Origin of the sequence: Pseudoalteromonas sp. T1lg24, assembly GCF_002964745.1 — a bacterium.
Classification (GTDB): Bacteria; Pseudomonadota; Gammaproteobacteria; order Enterobacterales; family Alteromonadaceae; genus Pseudoalteromonas; species Pseudoalteromonas spongiae.
Map to the genome: position 1 here is coordinate 193,346 of NZ_PQCB01000034.1, position 11,831 is coordinate 205,176.

General features: G+C 42.3%; 9 protein-coding genes and 1 pseudogene. 4 read left to right on the forward strand and 6 right to left on the reverse strand.

The genetic code is table 11. From position 1 onward, the window contains the following. The first annotated feature begins 4 nt into the window (after positions 1-4). A pseudogene (locus C2M30_RS20375) lies at positions 5-3,303 on the forward strand (efflux RND transporter permease subunit). A 3-nt stretch (positions 3,304-3,306) separates the two neighbouring features. Continuing rightward, entirely contained in the window at positions 3,307-4,359 is a 1,053-nt protein-coding gene (locus tag C2M30_RS20380) for an efflux RND transporter periplasmic adaptor subunit (RefSeq protein WP_105173124.1), read from the forward strand. Positions 4,360-4,387: 28 nt separating this feature from the next. Here the strand turns inward: C2M30_RS20380 and C2M30_RS20385 are convergent, their stop codons facing one another. After that, positions 4,388-5,263 (reverse strand): DMT family transporter, encoded by an 876-nt coding sequence (locus C2M30_RS20385; RefSeq protein WP_105173125.1) that lies wholly within the window; start codon positions 5,261-5,263, stop codon positions 4,388-4,390. Between the two features lie 365 nt (positions 5,264-5,628). Here C2M30_RS20385 and C2M30_RS21580 point away from each other — a divergent pair, with 365 nt between their 5' ends. Further along, entirely contained in the window at positions 5,629-5,799 is a 171-nt protein-coding gene (locus C2M30_RS21580; protein ID WP_157813518.1) for a hypothetical protein, read from the forward strand. Here the strand turns inward: C2M30_RS21580 and C2M30_RS20390 are convergent. The 3 genes from C2M30_RS20390 to C2M30_RS20400 all read right to left on the reverse strand — a co-directional run bounded on the left by C2M30_RS20390 (position 5,789) and on the right by C2M30_RS20400 (position 7,945). After that, positions 5,789-6,460, reverse strand: a complete 672-nt coding sequence (locus C2M30_RS20390; protein WP_105173126.1) for a pseudouridine synthase — start codon at positions 6,458-6,460, stop codon at positions 5,789-5,791. The genes C2M30_RS21580 and C2M30_RS20390 overlap by 11 nt on opposite strands. Before the next feature lie 46 nt (positions 6,461-6,506). Beyond that, positions 6,507-6,962, reverse strand: a complete 456-nt coding sequence (locus tag C2M30_RS20395) for an NfeD family protein (RefSeq protein WP_105173127.1) — start codon at positions 6,960-6,962, stop codon at positions 6,507-6,509. Positions 6,963-7,027: 65 nt separating this feature from the next. Then, positions 7,028-7,945: an SPFH domain-containing protein gene (locus C2M30_RS20400; RefSeq protein ID WP_105173128.1), complete on the reverse strand. Its 918-nt coding sequence runs from the start codon at positions 7,943-7,945 to the stop codon at positions 7,028-7,030. A gap of 149 nt (positions 7,946-8,094) precedes the next feature. Between C2M30_RS20400 and C2M30_RS20405 the strand changes: the two genes are divergently transcribed. Continuing rightward, the gene (locus C2M30_RS20405) at positions 8,095-8,457 is read left to right on the forward strand and encodes an outer membrane protein assembly factor BamB family protein (RefSeq protein ID WP_100914568.1); all 363 of its coding nucleotides are present in this window, start codon (positions 8,095-8,097) and stop codon (positions 8,455-8,457) included. Between the two features lie 25 nt (positions 8,458-8,482). On the opposite strand, the gene C2M30_RS20410 is transcribed toward C2M30_RS20405, so the two are convergent. Both C2M30_RS20410 and C2M30_RS20415 read right to left on the reverse strand, forming a co-directional pair. After that, positions 8,483-10,615: a TonB-dependent receptor plug domain-containing protein gene (locus C2M30_RS20410; protein WP_105173129.1), complete on the reverse strand. Its 2,133-nt coding sequence runs from the start codon at positions 10,613-10,615 to the stop codon at positions 8,483-8,485. A 109-nt stretch (positions 10,616-10,724) separates the two neighbouring features. After that, complete coding sequence (locus C2M30_RS20415; protein WP_105173130.1) at positions 10,725-11,753, reverse strand: metallophosphoesterase; 1,029 nt, start codon at positions 11,751-11,753, stop codon at positions 10,725-10,727. Between the last annotated feature and the right edge of the window lie 78 nt (positions 11,754-11,831).

The following is an 11,831-nucleotide window of genomic DNA, read 5'->3' on the forward strand; positions in this document are numbered from 1 at the left end:
GGTCATGAGCACATCACACCCAATTGATCGTTTAGTTGCAAGTTCACTGCAAGGGCGTATTCCACTGGTGATTTTTATTTTCGCTTTGTTAAGTGGCTTGTTAGCGCTTAAATTCACCGCGCGAGAAGAAGAGCCACAGATAGTGGTACCTATGTTGGATATTCTGGTATCGGTGCCAAATATCAATGCCAATCAAGTGGAACGACAAGTAACTATTCCCCTTGAAAAACTGTTGGCGCAAGTGCCAGGTGTTGAACATGTTTACTCAGTAACACAAACCGGTGGAACAACCGTTACGTTGCGTTTCTATGTAGGTGAAGACCGCGAAAAAGCGATTTTAAACACTTACAATAAATTGTATGCCAATCAAAATTCTATGCCGAATATAGTGGCGAATTGGCAAGTAAAACCAATTGAAGTGGATGATGTAGCTATTATGATGCTCGGCTTATGGAGTGAGCAGCCGCAACTTTATGATGATTATGAATTACGCCGCATTGCACAAGAAGTTTCAACTCACTTACAAGCGATAGACGATACCTCTGAAGTAAAGGTTATTGGTGGTCGCCAGCGCAGCGTGCAAGTTTACTTAAATACCACTAATCTTGCTGCCTTTAATACAACCGTAATGGATGTTTATAACGCGATTAACGTATCAAACCAATTAGCAGCGGTTGGTGTGCAGGTATCGAATAGCGAATCTGTAGTGCTTGAGGTGGGTGATGTATTCAGACAAAGCGATGAATTAAATCATTTAGTAGTTAACGTTATAAATGGTAAGCCCGTGTATTTATCGGATGTTGCAACGATTCAAGATGGACCAAGCGAAGCAACAAGTTATCAGTGGTATAGCGAGGCAAGTGCCAATTTAGCCGATCACCCTATGGTGACGATTAGTATTGCGAAACAAGCAGGCAGCAATGCAGTTAACCTTGCCAACAAAGTACTAGAAAGTATTGATGTGTTAAAAGGGCAGTTGATACCCAAACATGTCAATGTTGCAGTATTGAGAGACTATGGCGAAACGGCAAATGAAAAGGTTAATAACCTTGTTTCGTCATTAGCATTTGCAGTATTTACCGTGGTGGTATTTATCGGAGTCTTTTTAGGTTGGCGACCAGCCATTGTTGTTGGTTTAGCTGTGCCGATTTGTTATGGCTTAACACTTATTTTGGATATGGCCTTTGGTTACACCATTAACCGAGTCACCTTATTTGCGCTGATTTTATCACTGGGTTTGCTGGTAGATGACCCAATTACCGGCATAGATAACATTAAACGTTTTATGCTAAAAGGCGACGGTAAAACGAGTCAGATAGTGGCCGCAATGAGCGAAATTCGCCCCGCTCTAATAATGTCTACAGTATCGATAGTGTTGGCGTTTGTGCCAATGGCCTTTATTACCGGCATGATGGGGCCTTATATGGCACCGATGGCGTTTAATGTGCCAGTTAGTGTGATTGTGTCTACTTTGGTTGCGTTATTCGTCACCCCGTGGTTGGCAAGTAAATTACTTAAAGATTCAACAAAACAACAAGAAAGCAGTAATAGTGGCGACCTTTACCATAAAATTTTAACGCCAATTCTAGCGTCGAAATCGCGTGCCAAAACAGCATTATGGTTAACGCTGGGGCTTTTCATTGCCAGTGCATTACTACCTGTTTTTCGCACTGTGCCGCTCAAATTATTGCCTTTCGATAATAAAAATGAAGTGCAAATACTTATCGATTTACCTGAGTCAGCCAGTTTAGAGCAAAGTGCAGCACTCTCTAGCGAAATTGCTCAACAAGTAAAGCGTGTTGCGGAAGTTAAAGCGGTTGCCGTTTATGTCGGTGAGCCCAGTGCAATCGACTTCAACGGCATGGTTCGCCAATACTATATGCGTACGAGAGAAAACCTCGCTGAAATACGCGTATTGCTGGTAGATAAAAGTGAACGAGAACATCAATCTCATGGTGTCGTCTTGCGCTTACGAGAATTACTTGCGCCATTTAATAAAGATGGCGTGAATGTAAAAGTTGTTGAGGTACCACCTGGCCCACCGGTGTTATCAACGTTAGTTGCCGAAGTATATCGTGACCCATTTGTTGCACTCGAACAGCAACAATTAGCGGCACGCAATATCGCGGTGCGTTTGGCAAGTGAGCCACATGTAGTGGAGGTTGATACCACAATGCAGGCAAAGCAACAGATTAATCGTTTTGTGGTAGATAAAGAAAAAGCCGCACTTTCTGGTATCGCAACGGAAGATATTAAACGCACATTAATGATTGCAGGATTCGGCGTAGAGGCGGGCAGTATCGCCAATCAATATGAAGCTGAGCCTCTGGCAATAAAATTACGCATACCTTATCAAACGCGCAACCAAGCTAGTGAGCTTGATGGTCTGTATATTCGTGGCCGAGAGGGCATTGCGCAAACCGATTTAGGTCTTGGTTTAGAAGCTGCACCGCAACCATTAGTTGCCTTAAGTGAATTAGGCCAGTACCAAACGTTGAACGTTACTCAGCCTATTTACCGTAAAGACTTACAGTCAGTGATTTATGTCACCGCCGAGTTAAATGGTCGCACGCCTGCGGAAGTAGTCGCAGATATTAATGCTGACCAACGTGAACAACTTAACGATCAGCAAACAAACCATGTTGCTTGGCAAGATCGTCATTATCTTAATAACGGTGGTGGTGAGTTATGGTCAATTCCAAAAGGCACTTGGCTTACGTGGAGTGGTGAAGGCGAGCTAAGAATAACCGCGCGCGTATTTAGAGATATGGGTATCGCGTTTGCCTTTGCACTCACGGGGATCTTCTTTATTTTACGCTTACAAACTGGTTCTTATGCATTGTCGGGTATTATTATGTCGGCTATTCCGCTGACAGTAATTGGTATTATGCCGGGTTTTTGGTTAATGAATCAGTTTGGTGAGCGAGAGATTGCAGCGAGCCCAGAACCTGTTTTGTTTACCGCAACAGCGATGATTGGCATGATAGCGTTGGCCGGTATTGTGGTTCGCAATTCACTTATTTTGGTTGAATTTATAAGTGCTGCACGTGCACAAGGTGCTGCGATAAAAGAAGCGCTATTAATGGCAGGCAGTGTGCGCATGCGCCCAGTATTGCTCACGGCTGGTACCACATTACTTGGTAATTTAGTGATTATTCTTGACCCCGTATTTAGTGGTTTAGCGCTAGCAATTATCTTTGGCATTATTTCTCTACCTTATTCAGTTTGATCATTGTGCCTGCTGTTTACTATCTGGTTTTCGACGACACAAAAAACAGCGCGCAAGACGCTCAGGAGCAATAAATCATGACAAAAAAAACGTTATTAATTCCGATTGTTGCGATTCTCGCGTTAGTGGCAATGATCATCATGATGGCAGGTGGTTTCAGCGACAAAATTGCGCCGAGTACCGCATCGCCTCAATTACAAAATGTGCAAACTATCACTATTGAACCCTACGCATATACCGATAGGCTTTGGTTACCAGCCAACCTTATCGCAAAGCAAAACACACAAGTAGCGAGTCGTATTTTAGCAAATGTGACCTCAGTAAATGTTCGTGCTGGCGATATGGTGCAAGCAGGTGATGTGATTGCTGAGTTAGACAACCAAGATCTCAAAGCGCAAGTGCGTCAAATTGAAGCGCAGGTTGAAGCCGTTTCGGCTCAGTTAACGCAAGCGTCGTTACAATTAAAGCGTAATAAAGCGCTTCGTGAGCAGGGGTTGATCTCTGTTAATGATCTGGACTCTGTGCAGTCTACATTTGATCAATTACGAGCAACTAAACTAAGTTACGAGCAGCAGCGTGATCAAGCTAATGTAACGCTAGCTTACAGCAAGATCATTGCACCGATAGCAGGTAAAGTGGTTGATCGTATGGTTGAACCGGGGGATTTAGTGAATCCGGGGCAAGCCGTTGTAGCGCTTTACAATCCGAGCAGTATTCAAATTAGTAGTTATATTCCTGAAAGCCAAGCGGTAACCCTAGCCTTAGGTCAAGCGTTGCAAGTGGAACTATCGGCATTACAGCAAGTAAGAACTGCGCGGATCAGTGAAATTGTGCCGCTTGCTGACAGCGCAGCTCGCAGCTTTGAAGTTAAACTCGATTTAGCGGGTGATAATCTTGATGGTTCGGGTTTGATGCCTGGAATGTATGCCAAAGTGGGTATTGATAAGGCCACACGCGATGTTATCGCAATTGATAAGCGATATATTCAGCAATTTGGTCAGTTATCAAAAGTGTCGGTATTGGAAAACAATCAAGTAAGTGAGCGATTTGTGCGTTTAGGTCAGCAGCTTGATAATAATCTGGTGATTATTATCTCGGGTTTATCTGCTGGCGAAAAATTGGTTATTTAGCTTATTGATTTAGCTGCCCTCTAACTTGCTATTGCCACATTACTAAAATAGCAGCGAGGGCAATGAGGATTAAACCGAGCAACTCATTTTTGCTCGGTTTTTGTTTTAGCCAAAATATCGCAAGTAAAATAGTAAACAGTACTTCTATTTGCCCCAACGTTTTAACATACGCGACGTACTGTAAACTCATTGCACTAAACCAGCCGATTGAACCAATACAACTCGTTACACTTATAGCGAATGTGGTGGGCAAGTGCTGTTTTAATTTGCTAAATGTATGCCTTTCTTTTATCGCAATGTGCGCAATTAAAATGATACTTTGCAGTGTTAATACCCAGAGTAATACCCATGCAGCGCTGTGTGGGAATGGTAAATCAAGGGCAATACTGGCTTCACGTACTGAAAGAGAGGTTAAAGCAAATGCGCTGCCGCAGCTCAAACCAATCAGCACGGTTATTAATTGAAAGCCTTGATTGAACCTTAATCCACTTAAAACAAATACTGCCAAAGCGCCAATCAACACGCCAAACCAACCGAGCGGTGTAAGTGCACTACCAAAAAATAATGCACCTAATATAGCGGCAACAAGCGCCTCACTTTTTGCCAGCCCAGCACCAATTGCGAAATTTTGTTGTTTAAATAAAACCACCATAAGTGCTGTCGCAATGATTTGCATGCCCGCAGCAATGGCAACATAACTTATGAATTGACGGTTAAACTCGGGGTGAGCGATTGGCTCAAATTGATAGAGCAAAACAAGGTAGATAAGCGCTATCGGAGTGGCAAATAAAAAACGCGCTAAGGTTACACCGAGGGTGCTGACATCTTTACTTAACTTACTTTGCAGGCCATTGCGAAACGTTTGCATAAATGCTGCTAACACAGTAAAGAAGACCCAAAGCATTAATAAGTACCTTAATCAACAAAATAGCATAGTAACAGGTATTGCTAGGCTAGGTCGGTGAATTGCTATGGATGTGAAAAAAATTCATTAAAAGTGCGACATTATGTCGCAGGCAGTTTTTTATAACTGTTTTATACTCTGTTTTGTAGCTCGCTCATTGCTACATATTTTCCACACAATGCTATTGTTGATTTGCCGCAAGTTTTGCGGCTTATTTTTTTCTTAGCTCGTCTATTTTTTATTCTAGATCAAAGTTTTTTCGGCCAAAAAATCTAAGCTACACCCAGCTTATATAAAGCTTACTCTTTTTTATTAATGTTTGAATCAACCCCTGATTTGGTTTAGCACAACAGCAAGGAATTGTTATGAATACCAATAAATTTTTAGAGCTTTCTTGGGAATACTTAGACGTAATTGTAACGACAGTATTTTTTATTGGCACTATGGCTTATCTAGCGATGAATGGTATGGAAAAAGCGTTACTACCGGGTGGTTTGATAGCAAGTCTTTATATGTATGTTCGATTCAGGAAGTAATCTGGGCTTTTGTTATTTCACAGTACTTGCCGGGTGTAAGATTAAGCTCGGCAAGAGATAAACTTGCTATTCTTACTCTCTTTAAATCAACCACATAATTACCACAATATTTTGTCATGCGGCGGATCTGACGGTTTAGCCCTTGCGTTAATATAATACGAAATTGGGTTTCGTTGATTTGCTCAACCTCACAGCGGCGGGTAATAACGCCTTTTACAGGCACGCCACTCATCATTTGCTGACAAAACTCATCGGTAATAGGTTTACTCGTGGTGACGATATACTCTTTTTCTTTATCAAAGTCAGGATGATTGAGTTGTTGGCACAGCTCTCCGTCATTTGTAAGCAGTAATAAGCCGTGAGAGTCTTTATCTAAGCGTCCGATTGGAAACAGCCTGATTTGTTTTGGCAGTAAATGCACTAGGCTAGTGGGATCGCTCTCAATAAGCTTGCAGTCAACGCCAATCGGCTTATAAATCGCGAAATAGGATTTTGTCGTAAGCGCTTTAACCTGCTGACCGTTGACCTCAATAACATCACTGGCATCAACATGGTCAATATGATTTGCTGGGCGACCATTGACGAGCACACATTTATCGTCAATTAAGCGAGAAGCTTGGCGTCTTGAACACACGCCAGCATCGGCAATAAATTTTGCCAATCGTATTTTGTTCACGAAATGTAATTTATCCCGAGTGCAGGTTAGTTTAGTTAACTGTAGTAATTTGCAGGCACATGCTATCAGCATCGACAACCTTGATACGGCTGCCTTTATTTATCTGACCTTCAAATGTCACTCTCCAAAACGTATCGCCTATTTGAATACGGCCATGTCCACCGCTTAAGTCGTGCTCAACTACCAGTTCGCGGCCTATCAGGCTGGCTGCGCGTTGATTCAGTGGGCCGTGGTCAGAACGGTTGTTAAATTCTTTAAAGTATTTCCAGTATGCGATAGAAAAGCCAAGCGCAGACAGTGCAAACAAAATAATTTGTGTTTGCCAGCTTAGTTCTGCAAATAACGCGTTAATAATCGCAAGCAAAAAAGCAGCAATGGCCGTACCGAGTAAAAAACCAGATGCACCTAATGCTTCGGCACCAAGCAGCAATAAGCCGAGTGATAACCAGTGCCATGGTTCTAAATTATTTAATAGTTCCGAAATCATAACTGCTCCTAAAACACAGCACAGCGGCAAGCTGTGCTGTTGTTAAGTATACATGTTTGTATAGTTTATTTCTTGCCAAACGCTTCTTTTGCAATTTCAGCAACACCAGCAATCGACCCGAGCATATTGCTTGCTTCTAGTGGGATCATCATTACCTTGTTGTTATCTGATTCGGCTAATTTACCGAGTGATTCCATGTACTTTTGTGCGATGAAATAATTAATTGCGCGCGAGTCACCATTTTGAATTGAATCAGATACTAAGCGAGTTGCTTCGGCTTCTGCTGCCGCTAAACGTTCACGTGCTTCGGCTTCGCGTTTAGCTGCTTCTAATTGGCCTTCAGCTTTTAAAATTTCAGCCTGCTTTTGGCCTTCAGCAACCTTAATTGATGCTTCACGTTCACCTTCAGCTTCTAAAATACTGGCGCGCTTTTCACGCTCGGCTTTCATTTGGCGAGCCATGGCATCCACTAAGTCCATTGGTGGTGCAATATCTTTGATTTCGATGCGGGTTACTTTTACACCCCAAGGATCGGTTGCTTCATCTACTTTTACCAGCAGTGAGCCATTAATCTTATCGCGGTTCGAAAGCATTTCATCAAGCTCCATCGAACCAAGAACTGCACGGATATTGGTCATTACTAGGTTACGCATAGCGCGTTCTAAGTCATTTACTTCGTACGATGCTTTAACTGGGTCAAGTACTTGATAGAAACATACTGCATCGGTAGTAACTTGTGCGTTGTCTGATGAAATGACTACTTGTGGTGGTACATCAAGTACTTGTTCCATCATATTTTGTTTACGGCCAATGGTATCTACCAATGGGATAATTAACTGTAGGCCTGGCGGTAAAGTACGGGTGTATTTACCAAAACGCTCTACCGTGTAGGTGTAGCCTTGTGGCACCATTTTCACCCCTAGGGCTAAAATAATAAATACGACGGCTAAGCCAATTATTATCGTAATATCAAACTGTTCCATAATTGCATCTCCTGTTTAACTGGCTTCAATTTAACGTTTTTTAACATGAAATAACAGATTTAATGATGAGTGGGGAATGGCAGTGTTGAATGGTCTTTGCTTTTTTAATGAAATCACGCAAGCTGGTATTAACACTAAACGGAGGGTTTATGAATTATCTTATTTTGGGTATTAATGGGCATGTCGTTGCAATTAATAAAGACGATGGCAGTGAGCTTTGGCGTAAAAAGTTAAAATCAGGCACAATCACTGTAGTAAGCAGTGATAATACCAAGGTGTACGCGTCTTCCTCTGGTCACTTATTCTGTTTAGATAAAGCCACAGGTGAACAGATATGGACTAATTCGCTAAAAGGCTTGGGTTACGGCACATGTATTATCGATGTCGGTAATCACGCAGCGTCTGTAAGCGGAACTATTGCGGGTAATGCAGCTGCCACTGCAGCAACCACGGCGGCGACAACAGCAGCTATTGCGGCGTCGGGCAGTGTATCAGCTGGTGATGGTGGCTAATGGCTGTTTTCTAAATCTTGGTGAGTTAAAACTCATAACTCAATGTTGCGCGAACATTGCGCCCTGCCTGCGGGTATGGGTGTAATGTTGTGCCCCCTTGCTGATACTCGGCATCCAATAAGTTATGCGCAGTTAATGCTAGGTTTAGGCTGTTACTTAACTGATAATCAAGAGCTGCGTTGAGTAATATAACGTCATCGACTTTATAATTAGGCGCATTGAAATTAGCACCTTGATTTGGATAAGGATCGCTAATTTCTTGGCCATTCGAAATAATATGAATGGGTGATGTTTGCTCACCAATGTAGCGCACAGTGAGACTCGCATTTGCATCTTCAAAAATTGGCCAGCTGGTAACTAAGTTTGCCGTGATGCTAGGTACATTATTAATATCATCACCGCTCGTGGCAAAACGTTCAGAGTCAATAACCGCTTGATAACCCAAAGTGGCATGCCATGTAATATTACGCTTGGTAATACGAGATTCTAACTCTACGCCCCAAGTTGTTAACTCGCCGGCATTAGAATAATTGGGTTCATTTGCACCAGCATAGTTATCGCGAAAGATAAAGTCATCAAGCTGATTGTAAAATACGTTAACGGCGCCATAAAACTGATGTTCAGGTAGCTTTATGCTAGGTGTCAGTTGTAATGAGGCGAGCTTTTCGGGTTTAAGTGTTTGCGCACCACGAAATGAGCTTAAGGTACTAAAGCGGTTCCAATAGGTTGCGTCGACAAATGAAGTGGCATAAGACGCTTTAAAATTATAGCCGTTTTCCCCTTGGTAAATAATCGCCAAACGCGGGCTAAAATCGTCAATATTATCGCTGCCAGTACGATTTTTTTGATCGTACCTTGCACCTGCGTTTGCTAGCCAACGTTCTGACAATCGGTATTTAACTTGTGCAAATACTGAATAAATTGATTCGCTGCTTTCTTTTAACAGTGGTGTTTGCTGGTCAGCCGGAAGGTAATCATCACCATTTAGCGATGCCTTGAAATCAGAATCGGTTACTTTCATATGATCTAGCTGTAAACCGACCAAATAATCCCATTTACCAATACGTTTACTGAGGTGAGTTAGTAGCCCTGAAGAGCGCTCCTGCCAATAAACGCGAAGGGCATTATTGGTTGTTGGCTGTGTTACTACCACCGTATCGACTTCATTTTGATCAAAATAAAGCTCTTGATGCCACTGCCAATCAAATAAAGTATCGCTGTGATTTACATTGAAGTGTGATGCGGTGTAACTAAAGCCTGGTCCCGTACCTTGGTATTTACGGATCTTGTCATACACATAACCTTCACCACTAAGGCCGCCCGTTGTAAAGGGTTCAACATAATGTGAGCGTCTAGTGTTGGTGAAAATGCGCCAATCTTGGTAGTTAAGTTTAGCGCCAATATCATATGTATTGGTGTCTTGATAAGCACCTAGGTTCGCTTCTGCATCAACAATCGGGTTGGGTGAGTAATTGTCTTGTGGGGAGATTGCGTGTGTTTCACCTTCTGCGGAAAACACTTGTGCCCATGCCAGTAAATCCCAGCTATCACCCTGTTTACCATAGGTTAAACTAGCTTGTTTATGTCCTTGATTCCCGACAGTTACGGCTAGTTTTGAGTTTTCGAGCTCTGTAGCTGATTTTAAAATGATATTAACGGTGGCTGTGAGCGCCACATTGCCATAAATTGAACTCGACGGCCCTCTTAGCACTTCTATTTGTTTTATTTTGTCGAGGCTAATGGCGTAGTCGGGTGATGCCATTGAGTAGCTTCGGCTGTTTAGCCTGTGGCCATCAATTAAAAACAATATTTTTTGTTGTGAAGACGTAAATACCCCACGAGCTGCAATGTTAGGTTCATTTTGATCTTCAACATGGGTGATGTTTGGCACATAGGTGACGAGCAAATCTTTAATGTTGCGAGCACCTGATTGCGAAATCATATTTGCGGTAATTACGGTGACCGGAACAGGCACTTCACTCAGTGTCTCTTTTGTTAGAGACGCAGAAGAGACCTCGACATTGAGCAGTTGTTCTAATGAGAGGCTAAATAAGTCATTGTCCTCACTGGCTGTTAAAAATGATGAATTTAGCGCTAGCAACAAAGTGCTGGGTAGTGTGAGCCATTTTTTTGTTTTGTTGATGTTCGCTAAATTCATTTTGCCACTCTTAACACTTGAGTATGTTTGTAAATACCTGAACTCAAATAAAAAGCCTTAAGGCCTAGGATGACTTAACATCTTGCCATATTTATAAATTCGCGCAAGCTTATTGCAATGGCTTTTGCTCGCCCGACATTAAACCACGTTTGAATTCGCCATTTTGCCAAAGCAATATTTCGCCTTTTTCTCCTCGCTTGATTGAGCTATCAATCGCGATGATCTTGCTGTTAAAGCGTGTTTCAATGGTTGGCATTGAGGTATGTCCTACAATAACCTTTTTGGCATTAAGTTGTGATAAAACGGCATCGACTTGTGTATCGTTGAGCGCGTCATCTCTAAAGTAGCCGCGGTACCAAATAGGGCCGTTACTGCCATGTAGTGTTAGCCATGTTGGGTTTTCTTTTAACGCTTTTTTGCCTAAACCAATGGTTTGACGAAACTCACTATTAGCTTGCTCTAAGCTCAGTTTAAGATCTAAGAAGTCTTGGTGAATGCCGCCGTGTAGAAAAATAAAACCATTGATATTAATGATCGTCGACTTGCTGCGCAGCCAGCGGCCTAATACGCTTTTGTTACTGTATTGCTGACGTAAGTCGTTATTAAAGTGCGATACTGCATGCACATATTTCGGGTGCAAATATCGTTGATCATCACGTAGTACCATGTATTCGTGATTACCTAGCAGGTAGTGAAGTTTTCCGCCCGCTGCTAATGCCTGTTGTTCTAATTTATAAATTAACCACAGTGCCTCAGTAACTGTGTCGCCACGGTCAAAAATATCACCGGTAATCACCAAATGCCCTTTACCGAAAGACCAATTTAGAGATTGATCGATAACCTTGTTATTCACTAATAAAGTTTTGAAAATATCAAACTGCCCATGGATATCACTGATTGCCGCAATCTTTTCGACGCCCTGAAAGTTGTCGATGCGATTTGCGTTAAAGGTTGGCGTTATTGTGAGTGGGCCATTGTACTCTGACACCGTTTTTTTATTGGCAACGATATCAATGCGTTCAACTTTATTATTGTTATAAAACAGATATGGGCCATCGTTGTATAGCGTGGATGCACTGAGTGCGCCTGAAAAGGCGATGCTGATAAGTGCAGAAACAGCAAACCAAGATTGAGTCATAACATTTTCTTATATGATTATTAGTCGATGCCTAGCGTGGCGAAGCCGTGGCGAACACGCAACTCTTTCTTGCTCGTT